This is a genomic window from Acidobacteriota bacterium, from assembly GCA_016184105.1.
Taxonomy (GTDB): Bacteria; Acidobacteriota; Vicinamibacteria; order Vicinamibacterales; family 2-12-FULL-66-21; genus JACPDI01.
Window position 1 is genome coordinate 28,027 of record JACPDI010000010.1, and the last position, 13,797, is coordinate 41,823.

The 13,797-nt window shown below is 65.6% G+C and carries 11 protein-coding genes; 5 read left to right on the plus strand and 6 right to left on the minus strand.

Annotation, left to right across the window (positions count from 1 at the left end):
- Positions 1-37 precede the first annotated feature (37 nt).
- The 5 genes from HYU53_03085 (at position 38) to HYU53_03105 (ending at position 3,909) form a co-directional block, all read left to right on the plus strand.
- Positions 38-1,180 (plus strand): MFS transporter, encoded by a 1,143-nt coding sequence (locus tag HYU53_03085; protein MBI2220171.1) that lies wholly within the window; start codon positions 38-40, stop codon positions 1,178-1,180.
- A gap of 60 nt (positions 1,181-1,240) precedes the next feature.
- Positions 1,241-2,086, plus strand: coding sequence for an extracellular solute-binding protein (locus tag HYU53_03090; GenBank protein MBI2220172.1), 846 nt, complete (start codon positions 1,241-1,243; stop codon positions 2,084-2,086).
- 435 nt (positions 2,087-2,521) lie between these two features.
- On the plus strand, positions 2,522-2,698 hold the full coding sequence (locus tag HYU53_03095) for a hypothetical protein (protein ID MBI2220173.1): 177 nt from the start codon (positions 2,522-2,524) through the stop codon (positions 2,696-2,698).
- A 200-nt stretch (positions 2,699-2,898) separates the two neighbouring features.
- Positions 2,899-3,336, plus strand: coding sequence for a hypothetical protein (locus HYU53_03100; protein ID MBI2220174.1), 438 nt, complete (start codon positions 2,899-2,901; stop codon positions 3,334-3,336).
- 33 nt (positions 3,337-3,369) lie between these two features.
- Positions 3,370-3,909: a hypothetical protein gene (locus tag HYU53_03105; GenBank protein MBI2220175.1), complete on the plus strand. Its 540-nt coding sequence runs from the start codon at positions 3,370-3,372 to the stop codon at positions 3,907-3,909.
- Positions 3,910-4,252: 343 nt separating this feature from the next.
- On the opposite strand, the gene HYU53_03110 is transcribed toward HYU53_03105, so the two are convergent.
- The 6 genes from HYU53_03110 to HYU53_03135 form a co-directional block, all read right to left on the minus strand.
- On the minus strand, positions 4,253-5,404 hold the full coding sequence (locus tag HYU53_03110) for a PLP-dependent transferase (GenBank protein ID MBI2220176.1): 1,152 nt from the start codon (positions 5,402-5,404) through the stop codon (positions 4,253-4,255).
- A 169-nt stretch (positions 5,405-5,573) separates the two neighbouring features.
- Positions 5,574-8,675, minus strand: a complete 3,102-nt coding sequence (locus tag HYU53_03115; GenBank protein ID MBI2220177.1) for an efflux RND transporter permease subunit — start codon at positions 8,673-8,675, stop codon at positions 5,574-5,576.
- Between the two features lie 24 nt (positions 8,676-8,699).
- Positions 8,700-10,235, minus strand: coding sequence for an efflux RND transporter periplasmic adaptor subunit (locus HYU53_03120; protein ID MBI2220178.1), 1,536 nt, complete (start codon positions 10,233-10,235; stop codon positions 8,700-8,702).
- Complete coding sequence (locus HYU53_03125) at positions 10,226-11,440, minus strand: TolC family protein (GenBank protein MBI2220179.1); 1,215 nt, start codon at positions 11,438-11,440, stop codon at positions 10,226-10,228. The genes HYU53_03120 and HYU53_03125 overlap by 10 nt, the downstream gene beginning before the upstream one ends.
- A gap of 628 nt (positions 11,441-12,068) precedes the next feature.
- Entirely contained in the window at positions 12,069-13,289 is a 1,221-nt protein-coding gene (locus HYU53_03130; protein ID MBI2220180.1) for a beta-lactamase family protein, read from the minus strand.
- Positions 13,290-13,300: 11 nt separating this feature from the next.
- Positions 13,301-13,459 carry a hypothetical protein gene (locus HYU53_03135; protein ID MBI2220181.1) on the minus strand — a complete coding sequence of 53 codons (159 nt, stop codon included), beginning with the start codon at positions 13,457-13,459 and terminating at the stop codon, positions 13,301-13,303.
- Positions 13,460-13,797: the final 338 nt, after the last annotated feature.

Here is a 13,797-nt window from a genome sequence, read left to right on the forward strand (position 1 = left end):
TGCAAGCGGGCTCGTTCGCTTGTGTGCAGCAGGCTTCGTGGCGTACTGCAGCTACGCGATCTGCCGGACGCCTTTGCTGCCGCTCTTCGCACGCGATCTCGGAGCGGCGCCGGCGTTGATCGGCTTGGTGATGGGCGCATCGACGCTGACCGGGATCGTCCTCAAGCTCCCGGCTGGCGCGTGGTCTGACATTCTGGGTCGACGTCCCTTGCTGGTGTGTGGCGCGTTGGTCTTCGCGACCCTGCCGTTCACGTACCTTGGCGTCTCCACGTTGGCGGCGCTCATCACGCTCCGGTTCATGCACGGCAGTGCAACGGCCATCTTCGGGCCCGTCGCGTCCGCCAGTCTCTCGGACATCGCGCCACCCTTGAAGCGCGGAACGTGGCTGAGTGCGTATTCCACTGCGCAAGGTGCCGGGCAGGCGCTGGGACCGGTTCTGGCCGGGTATCTGATTGCCGCAGGCCGTTTTGATCTCGCATTTCTCGCGGCCGGTGTTATCGGCCTCGCGGCCCCCTTGATCGTGATGGGGTGGCGAAGCGGTTCCACCGCGCCTCCGAGCACGGATCGCTGGCAGGGATTCAAGGCCGGTATCGGCGAAGTGGCTCAGAATCGCCTGGTCCTCGTCGCAAGTGGTGCGCAAGCGGCCCAGTTCGTCCTGAACGGGGCGCTCAACGCGTTTCTGCCTCTCTACGGCCGCGACGTGGTGGGGCTCACCACGCCACAGCTCGGATGGCTGTTCGGCATCCAGACGGTCACGACACTCGCGATTCGGCCGCTCATTGGATTCCTCTCGGATCGGGCCGGTCGTCAGTGGGTGATTGTCGCTGGCTTGACCGTATGCAGCGTCGCGGTGCTGGCGATGTCCAGGGCCACGGACCTTTCGGCACTGTTCGGAGCGGTGCTCGCGTACGCCGCCGGCGTGGCCACCACGACCGCCGCAACGAGCGCGTACATCACGGATGTCACCCGTCGAGCGCGCTATGGGGCCGCCCACGGCGTATTCGGCACTGTTTATGACGTCGGAGACGCGCTTGGCCCAATCGCTGCCGGCCTGTTGGTGGCCACTGTGGGGTACGCACGCATGTTTCAGATCCTGGCGGTCGTCGGCTTCGCGATGGCACTGGTGTTTTCACTGGCGTCGCGAAGCCGACCGACGACGGACCTCCCGCAGGCGAAGTGATGCGACCCACGACTTTCGGAACTCAGAAAGGAGCGCCGAACCGGCGTTCGGGTCAACGCGGTGTACGACACCGAAGAGACCAAGTCGACGGGCCTCGCCAATCGTCTGATCGCCGAGAAGCCACGCCCTCAGGCCGATGTCTTCTGGTCGAACGAGCCGGTCCGCACGCTCGTGCTCAAGTCTCGGGACATGCTGGCACCCTACCGGTCACCAAGCGCTGAAGGCATTCCGGCGACACTCGTCGACCCCGAGGGCTTTTGGACGGGATTTTCGGCTCGTATGCGGGTGATTGCGTACAACACGACGCTGGTGACGTCGGAAGACGCACCGCAATCGGTCTTCGATTTGGCGGATCCAAAGTGGCGCGGGCAGGCGGCCATCGCCGATCCGCGATTCGGCTCCACGTCTTTCCACGTCGCCGCCCTTTACGCCCTCGCAGGTGACGAAAAGATGGACGACTTCTTCCGTCGGCTGAAAGCCAACGACGTCAAAGTGGTCGACGGCAACTCCGTCGTGCGTGATCTGGTCGCGCGCGGCGAGGTCAAGATCGGGTTGACCGATACAGACGATGTCAACGTCGCACTCGAAGACGGGCAACCCGTCGCGATGGTGTTGCCGGACGCGGCTGGCCTGGGCGTGCCCATGATGCCGAACATGGTGTCGCTGATCGCCAATGCGCCCAACGCGGACGAGGGGCGCAAGCTCATTGACTATCTGCTCTCGCCGGACGTCGAGCGGCAACTCGCACAGTCCGAGGCGGTGCAGATTCCGCTTCACGCCGGCGTAGAGGGTCCAAAGAACATTCCTGCGATCGACACCTTCAAGCCCATGACGCTCGATTACTCAAAGGCCGCGAATCGCGTCGAGGACGTGACGAATCGCCTCGCCGGAATTCTGGGTCTCTGAAGCGGCCGAGGACAACGAGCACAGCATGTGGCGACGGTCGTCCAGTCGAACCATCGTGGTGGGCAGCGCCTCGGTGCTGTTCGTCGTGTGCTGCCTGCTTCCGATCGGCTATCTGCTCTTGATGGTGCCGGCCGGCCCAGACGCCGGGTACGCGGTTTGGCTCGATGCGCGGCAGCGAGGGCTGCTCGCCAACACGGCGCTTCTCGGTGTGGGCACTGCGCTTCTCGCCACCGCGATTGGTGCCCCTTTGGGTCTTTCGCTGGCCCGGATTGCCCTGCCTCAGAAAGGCCTTCTACGGCTCGCGCTCGCCGCGCCCGTGCTGCTGCCTCCGGACATCGTGGCTCTCGCCTGGACGTATCTCGGGAGCAGCCGTGGGCTCGTCGCCACACTCGCCGGCCGCGACCTGCTCTCGAAGTGGACCTACATGACCCCGAGTTGCGGACCACATTGCGCGCGGAACTCACCCGACTCCAGCGTGACCTGGGCGTCACGATGGTGTATGTCACCCACGACAGAGACGACGCCGCGGCGCTCGCGGATGACGTGGTCGAGATGCGCGCAGGTCGCATCGTGTCCATCAATAAGCTCACGAGAAATGAGGAACGTGCGTGAGGGCACCAGTACTCGCCGTCGGAATACTTCTGCTCGGCGCACCCGCAGCGCTGGCACAGGCGCCACCGCCGTGTCGTGTCCTGTGTCCGCCTGAGTTCAAGATCGAACCCACGATCACGTTCACAAACGTCTTTGGTTCACCGCGTATCGTTCACGACGACGGCACCGTCACCAGGGAGCGCCGAGAGACTGAGTTCGAGGTGATTCTCTCGCTGGGTGTGCCGACGCGCGTGTCATGGCTCGAGTTCACGATCGAAGCGATCTTCCTGCCCTTCGATCGAGACAGCACGCCCGAGCTCGAGTTCGAGACCAATTTTTTGTGGCTGCCGGCGGAACGTACGAAAGGCTGGCTTGGCTCGCATTTCGATGTCGTCGACAAGTTCAGTCCCGCAGAGCGACCAACTGACCGTCGCGCGTACACACATAAGCTGAATCTGGAGCTCGACACGAGCGTGTCCGTCTTCAACTGGCTCCCTGAAGGGCGTTGGCTACGTGGAGTCGAACTGGAGGGCTCCCTGGACTACGTCGCGACCGGGCTGGCGAAAAGCGGTGGCCTCGTCGATGGCGTCCGCTTCGTCGATCGCGCCAGCCCCTGGTCCTTCTCCCTCGTCTTCGTCTTTCCGATCGCGCCGTTCTAGTTCAGGCAGTGCCGCGGGGAGCGGTGATCCCTATTGGGCCGCTTCGAACCAAACCTCGATCGCTTCGTCGGCCCCGCCGCGTTCAGGCACCGCACGGATGAGTTGGTGCCGAAAATCACTCACGTGGTGCCCGCGTACGTCGAGCCGGCCGTTCTCCCCGCCATTGCGCTGCACCGGACGCTGGGTGCGGCCCGGAAGGCAGCGCGGCTCCGTTATCTGACTGCGTACTGGCGGGCCCAAGCTGCCGCGGTTCTCCCGGATGCGCGCTTCTACACGTCGGCGGCTCCGGAGGCGAGCGTCGGCCTGTGCACGATCGAAGTGCCGGGCGTCGACGCAGACGGACTACAGCGACGGCTTCGAACCAGGCACGGCGTCCTCGTGCAGTCGATGGCCGGCAATGCCCGTGCGCCCGAAATCCGGGGCATCCGCGTGACCCCAAACGTCTTCACGAGTCTGAGAGAACTCGACCGCTTCGTCGTCGCTCTGACCGCGTGTCTTTCCAGCCGGCGGACGCACAGGATCTGCCATTCGAGGATGAGCGCTTCGACCTCGTCGTGTGCCAGTTCGGCGTGATGTTTTTCCCCGACAAGGTCCGCGCGCATCAGGAATCGCGGCGCGTTCTTCGTCTCAACGGCCACTACTTGCTCGTCAGCTTCGACCGCCTCGAACTTAACCCCGTCCCGAACGCGGCGGGGAACGCCGTCGCCGCGCTGTTTCCCGACGATCCCCCCGCGTGCATGGAACGTGGCCCATTCAGCTATGCCGATCCGGCGCTCACTGAGCGTGACCTGCTGGCGGCCGGCTTTACGCGCATCCAGCTGGAGGTGACGGGAACGGATACGTCTCCAATCTACAGTGTGCGGCGCAGGATGGCGACGCGCCCAGGATCGCTCGCCGCCATGTCCTGCTTCTGCGTTCAGTACCACACTTCCGGCACGGCTCGCAGCGCTCGATCCAGATCGGTCCAAAGATCCTCGACGGCCTCGATCCCCACGCTCAGCCGCAACAGCGTCGGAGGCAGGTGCTCCTGCCCAGGAATGCTGGCCCGCCGTTCGATGGTGGATTCGACTGCGCCAAGGCTCGTGGCGTGTTGAATGAGCTGCAGTCCGGCGCACACGGCGTCGGCGGCGGGAGTATCGCCACGCACGTCGAACGAGATGATCGTGCCGAAGCCCTTGAGTTGGCGTCGCGCGGCCTCGTGAGTCGGGTGGCTCGCCAAACCCGGATAGCGCGTCAGCGTGACGCTGGGATGGCGCGCGAGGCGCTCGGCCAGTGTCATGGCGTTGTGCTGCGCCCGCTCCAGGCGCAGTGCCAGCGTTCTCGCTCCACGCACCGCGAGAAACGCCTCGAGGGTGCCGGGTGTTCCGCCCGTGAGCTCCCGGGACTGACGCAGCGCCGCCAGCAAGTTGGCGTCGCGCACGGTGACAACGCCGCCGAGCAGGTCCGAGTGTCCGCCGATGAACTTCGTCACCGATTGCACGGCCACGTCGGCTCCAAGCGTCAGTGGACGCTGATTGAGCGGCGTCGCGAAGGTGTTGTCCACGCCGAGAATCGCGCCACGCTTCCGCGGTGCAGCGCAGATGGTGTCCAGGTCGCCCACAGTCAGCAGCGGGTTCGAAGGCGACTCCAGCCAAATCAAGTCGGCCACTCCGCACATCTCGACCCAGCCCGCGGTGTCGGCCACGGCCACGCGATGCACGGTCCACCGGCCGCGCCGTTGGCCAGCTTGCGCGAGTCCCACGACACCTTGGTAGCAGTCGTCCGGCAGGGCCACAACCGAGCCCGCGGGGAGTTGATCGAAGATTGCCGCGATTCCCGCCATGCCGGAGGCGAAGGCGACCGAGGAGCCGCCTTCAAGGCCGCCGACGATCTCTTCCAAGGCCTCCCAACCCGGCGTGCCGTCGTCGCGCGAGTACGCACGAGGTTCGCCCAGCACGAAGTTCGACGCCGGCATCGGCGGCACATTCAGCGGCGAACCCGGGCGCCGATCCCGTCCTGCCGAGACCAGCCACGATTCGACCGAGCCTGGATCACCCGCGTTGTGCCCTGTCGTATCCCTCGATGTCATTGCTCGATCCTCCATATCGCAACTTTGGGGCGAAACCTTACGTGCCTCGGCGCGGCCTTGAAGAAAAAATAGGCCGATTTTTTCTTAAGGTGTCACGCTGTTTCTGCAGGATCGTTCGACGCGAACACCAGTGCTGATCAAGGCGCTCAGCCACAGAGCGACGCAGCATTCATGCCGGTGCCGCCGATGCGGCAGGACGGCCAAACCGTTCGTAAAGGATTGGGACGACGATCATGTTCAGCGCCGTCGAACTGAGGAGTCCGAACATGATGACCATCGCCATCGGCGCTTGAATCTCGCTGCCGGGCTCCCCGGCGGACAGCGCGATCGGAACCAGCGCCAGTCCCGCCGCGAGTGCCGTCATCAGAATCGGCACGAGGCGTTCGGTCGCGCCACGAACAACGGCCGTTCGAAAGTCCGTGACGCCTTCCTGCTCCTGAATATGCCGGATGTGTGACACGAGCATGATGCCGTTCCGCGTCGCAATCCCGAAGAGCGTGATGAATCCAACGATTGAGGCGACGGACAGGACCCCGCCCGACAAGTACACGCCCAGCACGCCGCCGATCAACGCGAGCGGGAGGTTCAGCATGATCAAGAGCCCGTCTCGCGACGATCCGAATGCTGCGGACAGAATGAAGAAGATCGCGATCACGACACCCAGCGAGAGCCAGAGCAGCTGACGCGAGGCCTGCGCCTCGCTCTCGAATTGCCCGCCATATTCGATGCGGAAGCCCTCCGGCAGCCGAACGTTCTGTCCGACGCGCGCCTGGATGTCGTTGACCACGCTGCGGAGGTCTCGTCCGGACACGTTGCTGTGCACCACGATTCGGCGCTGGACGTTTTCGCGCATCACGAAATTCGGTCCGCGGTCTTCCTGAACTGACGCGACCGAGGACAGCGAAATCTGCCTGCGGTCCGGCGTCTGAATTTGCGTGGTGCCGATGGACTCGAGCGCGGCTGAGTTATCGACGGCGTAGCGGACCACGAGGGGAAAAGCGATTTGCCCCTCGAGGATTTGACCGACGGCGCGCCCCACTCGCGCCGTTTGCAGAGCGTCGGCGACAGTGCCGGTCGCGAGTCCCTGTCGTGCAGCTGCCGCCGGATCGACCCGGACCTTCAGCGTCGGGATGTCGGTCTGCTGCTCCGTCGCAAGGTCGACGACTCCGGCGACGCGCGACATCTCGCGTTGTACCTGGCCGGCCAGCTGTCGCAGGGTCGGCAGATCGTCGCCAAAGATCTTCACGGCGATATTGGCACGGGTCCCGGACAGCATGTGGTCGATGCGATGCGAGATCGGCTGGCCAATCGTGACGTTCGTGCCCGGGAGCAGCGACACCTTTTGCCGCATCTCCTCGAGAACGGCTTCGCGCGAACGTTCCTTCATCTCGAGGCGGACGTCTATTTCGGCGGACTCCACGCCCTGCACGTGTTCATCCAGCTCCGCGCGTCCGGTTCGACGGGCCGTGGACGTGACCTCCGGAACGCTCAGCAGCAAGCGTTCGAGCCCATTGCCCAGCGCATTCGAGTCTGCCAGGCTCGTCCCCGGGATGGTGACGGCGCTGACTGTCAACGCGCCTTCGTTGAATCCGGGCAGAAAGGACCGTCCTGCTGCCAAGATGCCGGCGAGCGCAGCAACCAGCAGCGCTGCAGCAGTGGCCAATACTGTTCGCCGATATCTGAACGCGTGACCCAACCATCGCTCGTACGCGGCTTTGAGCCGCTGCGTCAGTCGTGGCTCCGTCCCTGACGCAACCAAGCGGGAGTTGGGCAACAGCCACGAGCACAACGCCGGCGTGACCGTGAGCGCCACGAGGAGGGATGCCGTCAACGCGACGACATACCCAAATCCAAGCGGCCGCAGCAGGCGCCCTTCGACACTGCTCAGCATGAACAGCGGGAGAAAGACGAGCGCGACGATGACGGTGGCGAATACGACAGAGTTCCGGATCTCCGTGCTGGCGCGATACACGATCTCGAGCACCGGCAAACGCTCTGCTTCTGGTCTGGCGGCATTCTCACGTAGCCGCCGGACGACGTTCTCAACGTCGATGATCGCATCGTCCACCAGTTCGCCAATGGCGATCGCGAGGCCACCCAGGCTCATGCTGTTGATCGTGAGACCAAAGCGGTCCATCGCAATGACCGCGGCAACGAGCGACAACGGCAGTGCCAGCAGTGTAATGACCGCGGCTCGCACGTCTATCAGAAACACAACGACTACGAGGATGACGAGGGCGGCACCCTCGATGAACGCCGTGAACAGGTTATCCAGCGATTGCTCGATGAAGTCCGCCTGCCTGAACAGATCGCGGTGGATCTGCATCCCTTGTGGTAGGGCACGTTGAACGTCTTCCAGGGTGGTGTCGATTCGCCCGGTCAATTCCAGCGTGTTCACGCCGGGCTGTTTCTGGATCCCTACGATCACGGCCGGCTTGGCGTTGTGCGAGCCCTCACCCCGCCTGATTGCGGCCCCTTCACGAACGATTGCGATGTCGCGGATGAGTACGGGGGCTGCATCCGCTGTCTTCACGCTGACCGACGCAATCGCATCGATGTCGCCCAGACGTCCGACGCCGCGTACGAGGTATTCCTGCCCCTGCGCCACCTGAAAGCCCGCGGTCGCGTTCCTGTTCGCGGCGGTCAACGCTTCTTCAACTTCCCCCAAGGTGACCTGGTGAGCTGCCAGGCGCGCCGGATCGACCACGACCTCGTATTGTTTCTGCTCGCCGCCAGTGGCGATCACCTGCGACACCCCCGGCACCGCGAGGAGACGACGGCGGACGACAGTTTCCGCGACGGTGCGGAGCTCCAGCGGCGAGTGCCGGTCCGATTCGAGGTCAATGAACAGCACCTCGCCCATGATCGAAGAAACCGGGGCGAGGAATGGCGGCTCGACGTTCGGCGGCAAGGAACCCGAGACGAGCGTCAGCTTCTCCGTGACGGTCTGACGGGCACGGTTGATGTCCCGACCCCAATCGAACTCGACCCACACCACGGCCACGCCCACCGCGGTGGCGGAACGGACGCGCCGCACGCCCGCCGCACCGTTCAGCGCGGATTCGATGGGGAAGGTGACGAGCGATTCAATCTCCAACGGATCCATCCCGGGCGCCTCCGCGAGGATGGTCACCGTGGGAGCGGTGAGATCCGGGAGCACGTCCAAAGGGATCCGCGTTGCCGTCCAACCGCCCCACACAAGGAAAGCAGCGGCAAGGGCCACGACGATCGTGCGGTGGCTGAGCGACCAGCGAATGAGTCCGTCAATCATCTTCAGCCTCGCCCCCAGCGAGTACTAGTGCACATGCCCGTGCGCGGGCACCGACGTTGACAACGACGCGAGCCGCACGAGATAGGCACCTTTCGTGACGACTCGATCGCCCGGCTTCACGCCTTCCGTGATCTGCACCACGTCGCCGCTTCGCGGTCCCAGCCTCACCGCACGGCGCTCGAACGTCTCGCCCTCGCGCTGCACGAACACGATCGGACGTCCGGCATCGTCCACGACTGCCGCCACCGGAACGACAGGCCGCAGCGGTGTGGTGTCCATCAACAGGTGCAGGAAGACGGCTTGACCGACAGGGATCCCAAGTGTCCGGTTATCGAGGGCGAAGGTCATCGGCAGCGTGCGGGTTGGAGACTCAAGCACCTTCCCAATGCTGATGAGACGACCGGCCGGTAAGCGGTCGGGCTGCCCGGCGATCCCGATCTCGGCCGCGCGCGCGAGCCGGGCGCGCGCCGCCTCCGCTTCGGGAACCTGCCCCACCACGTGGACCTGCGACGCATCGACCACCCGAAACAAGACCGTTCCCGCGGAGATGTTGGCACCCGTCGTCGCGTCGCGCCGGGCGATCACGCCGCTGACCGGGGCCCGAACGACGAACGTTCCCTCCGCGTCCGCCGCGCCGCCAGCCCGCGCGGCGTTGTACTGCGCCAGGCTGGCTTCAGCCGCAGCAAAACGGGCCTTCGCCTGTTCCTCGGCGGACCGAGCCTCGTCCAGTCGCTTCTCGGGGGCTGCACCGGCAGTCGTCAGACGTTCGGCCCGTTCGCGATCGCGTCTCGCAAGCGCCAGGGCACTTTGCGCTTCCGCGCGCGCTCGCTGGAGCTGCGGAAGGTCCCCCGGCAGAGACGGCGGAGGCAGCATTCGCGCGAGCTCCTGGCCGCGTGACACGCTCGCTCCAAGCGGCACTTCCACGACCCGCGTCAGGCGACCATCAATGGGCGCGACCACGTCTGCCGCGCCGCCGGGCCTCGCCTCGAGTCGCGCAGAGACACGAATGGATTCACGGACCGCCTGTTCCTTCACCACTGCGGTCCCGAAGTCCAGGCTCCACTGCTGCTCCTTGAGGAAGCTGATGCCCGGTGCGTTCTCGCCGCCGCCTCCGGCCGCGGCGTGTGCAGCTTCAACGTCTGGGTGCACATCGACTTCGCCGGCGCGGTGCTCATCGCTGAGCCCCTTGGCCTTCAGCACGATGACGAGCTCGCGCTTTCCAGCCTGTGCGGGCTTCACGTCCACTCCGAAGATCCCCGGACGAGAAGGCGCATCCGCGCGGAATACCTCCGGCTGGCCAGCGCCGCCTCGCAGGCGCACTTCGACGTTTCCCTCGGCGAGCGCCTTGAAGGAGTCGAGCCGCGTGAGGTGAATCGCGAAACGCGATGTGCCACCGACCACAAGCGGCGGATACTCGGCAAACAGCTCCGTCTTGTCGGTCCACCGCGTCACACTGAGCGCCTCGGGTTCCTCTGGGGCGGCTGCCGGCGTGGCGGAACGACCGCAGCCCGCCGCGGCAATGCTGATCACGAACACCGAGCACAGACGTTTCAGGGCCACAATGCGTCTCCTACTGCGCGTTCCAGGGCGATCTGTGCCATGCGCGCCTCACGTCGTAAATCGATACTGCGAATCCGCGCTCGTGATGCCGTTCGAACCGCGTCGAGCAATTCGAGGATCCCGACTTCGCCTTCGCGGTAGGCGACCTCGGCGATCTGCACGAGCTCGTCGGCGGCGCCTTGCTGTTCCCGGGCGAGCGCCGCCTGGCGCAGCGAGAGCACCTCTGAAGCACCGATGATCTCGCTGCGGATGCGGTATTCGATGGACGCCCGTTCCGCGTCGACACGCGCACGTTCGGCCGCCCATCTGGCGGATTCGCGTCCGCCCGCATCGAACAGCGGAACCGACACGCTCAGGCCGAAGACAGCGCCGGTCTCACGTCCCGACCCGTCGTCTGCTCGCTTCATGCCCCCGAACACGTTCGGCGAGGGAAGTCTCGCGCGGCGAGCCGCCTCGGCTTCGTGCGTTGCGCGCTCGCTCAATTGCCGAAGGGCCCGAAGTTCTGCCCGCGTCGAGGTCGCCCTTGCGATCAGCGCGCCTGCGGTCGCGGGTGTCCGCTGTGGGTCGAAGCCGCCGGCGATTCTCGTCAGCGCGATGTCGCGCGGCAGTAAGGCGGAAAGCGCCGCGCGCGCTTCGACGACTGAGACCGCTGCCGTCGTGGCGATCTGGCGCGCGTCACGGAGCTCCTGCTCCGCGCGCAGGCGATCGAAGCGAGAGCCCTCCCCTTCACGCTCGCGCGTGCGGAGGATCTCGATCAGCCGTTCCACTTCGCGCACGTGTCCCTGAGCCAATTCGAGCCGCGCCTGTTCGGCGACGAGCTGGGCGGCGGCGGTCGCGGCTTCCGAACGAAGGACCCAGAGCCGCGCATCCCGCTCTGCCTCGGCGGCCGCCGTGGCCGCAACACCGGCTCGGGACAGGGCCGCGCGAGCACCGAAGATCGGGAGCGACTGCTCGGCCTGAAGGAACTCTGTGAAGCCGGCGCCCTCTCGGCTGTACGTCACCGCGGGATTCGGGTACGAGAGCCGCGCACGTTGCTCGCGCCGGGTGACCTCCGAATCCGCGCGGATCGCCCGCGCCCGGGGCCCATCGCGCACGATCAACTCCACAACTTCGCGCTCGGTTCGATCCTGGGCCTGCGCCAACGACGGCACGACGACCAGGCCGAATCCAGCGATCCAGGTACAGACCTGGGCTCGGGTCGGCATAAGACGGTCCTCGATTTACTCGAACTGACGGACGACCGGCGGCATGCCGGTCAAGTGATCAGGCGCGGAAGGCGAGAGGCGGGGCGCGAGGGGGGGCGCCTGTGCGAGGCGGCGGACCGTGGGCCCGAACATCCGTGAAGGGTTCGACGGAGCGAAGCGGAACCAGCGGCTCGACAACACCGGGGTTGGCGCACTGCGCGTCTAGCGAATCGACGTGCGGTAATGGGGCACAGCCCATTGCGATCGACACCGCATGCAGGCCGGGGCCGCAGGATTCAAGGTGCGCCACTCCATCGCTCTCCTCGTGATGAGGTGCCGAAAGATGATGCTCGTGCGCGGCGAGCCCGTGGTGGTGCTCGGGATGATCGTGATCGGTGTACACGTGGACGTGCAGCGCAGAGACGTGGCCAGAGGTCGAGGCCAGGACCAATCCGAGCAGGATTGTCGCTACGCGATGCACAAGCGCGAGTGTATGAGACCGAGGAGAGCCCGTCAAACACCCGCTGTGCCGGCAGGCCAGCACAGTTCGAGGTTTTCTGAAAGCGGAAGCCGGCTACCGTCGAAGTCGCACCACCACCCAGCGGACTCCGTCCTTGACACCCAGCCATTCGCCACCGCGTTCGGCGCATCACTTGCGGGCTGGGCTTCTCGCCTGTTCCGCGAAGGCCTGCGCGATGCTCAACGCAAGAGACGAGGTGTTGGCGAACGAGATGTTCGACGTCACGGCCACGACGATTCCACGTTCGGGAAACGTCATGAAAGACGCCACCATCCCGCCCATCAACTCCCCGTCGTGGCCGGTCAGGCGCGTGTGTTCGCCCGCGAGCGCGACGGTTTCGAGGTCCCAGCCAAGACCGTAACCCGTCTCCTGCCCCGAGGCCAGTCGCTGCGGCGCCTGGAGCAATCGGACCGTGGCGGGTTGCAGCAGCTTGCCGCTGTTGATCGCCATGCCGAAGCGCACCAGGTCGGCCGGGGTGGACAGGAACGCGCCGGATCCCGCGAAGCAGGAATAGTCGACCTCGCGCGGCGCCTGCGGGCCGTAGCGGGGATCCGCCGCGAACCTCGGGAAGTAGAAAGTGGCCCGATCCAGGAGCGGCTCGGTCGCCGAGTCGGCACTCGTGTCGTCCATGCCCAGCGGCTCGAAGATCTGCTTCCGCATGAACGAGAAGAACGGCTTGTCCGCGGCGGCCTCGACGGCCGCGCTCACCAGGATCCAGCCGTAGCTCGAATAGCGGTATTGGGTCCCCGGCTCGAACAGCAACCGGCGCTCCGCAAAGCGCTGCAGCCCTTCGACCGTCCGCTCGCAGCGCACCGACAGCGGCTCCTCGTCACCGGCGTCGTTCCTGACGCCGGCCAGATGCCCCATCAACTGGCGCAGTGTGACGGGCCACTGTTTCTCCGGGAACGCACGCACGTACGTCTGAATCACCTCGTCGAGCTTCAGCCGGTCCTTCTCCAGCAGCAGTCCGACCGCGGCCGACGTGAGCGCCTTGGAGGCGGTGCCGATCCTGAACCGAAGATTCGGCGTGACAGGCACCCGGTTCTCGAGATCCGCCCAGCCGAAGCCTTCCGCCCACACGATGTCGCCATCTGCACCGACCGCCACCGAAAGCCCCGGCAGGTTCTGCTCGGTGAGGCCCGCGCGCATGATTTGTCGCCCGCGTTCCACCGCGTCGGCCCATTTCCGCGATGGGGCCGAATGGGTAACGGATGGCACGCTCTGCGGGTCCGGGTGCAGGGGCGTCGCAGTGACGCTCATGTACGCAAAAAGCCCCAGAATCGCCGCGAGCAGCAGGCCGACGGCCACGACGATCAGCGCGAGCAAGGTGTGGGTCCGACTCTTCGACACGGGTCCTCCGGTTATGCGCTCTCAGCTCTTAACCTTACCGTGCGGACGAACGCCCTGAAACCGATCTGCGCAACCGGCACCGCCATCAGCGTCAGTGCGACGAGAAACACCGGCCAGTTGAACGCCGCCGGCAGCACGGACCTGGCGGCGTCCGCTCCCTGATGCGCCACACGCAGCGGATCCGTCATAAATGCGTAGAGCGAACAGCGACGTCGGCCACCTGCACATGATTCGCAGCGCGACCAGACACCAGCGCCTCCGGCCCGGTGCCCGGCGGTTCATCGGTCCTTCCCTGCCATCGCCGCCGCCCGGCACGTGTCCGCCATGACTTGGTATACACAAATACTTTCTAATACCAAGTAAAGGACCACAACAGAGCCTTCGCTGTCAACGGATCCCGGGGGCCGAGCTCGAGCTGCCTCCGTCCAAGCGTTCCCGCGCGTGAACCTATCGAGCTTCGGCCGTGCCCGGAATCCCCGTCGTGCGCGGACGGTCGCTCCGCGGCGGA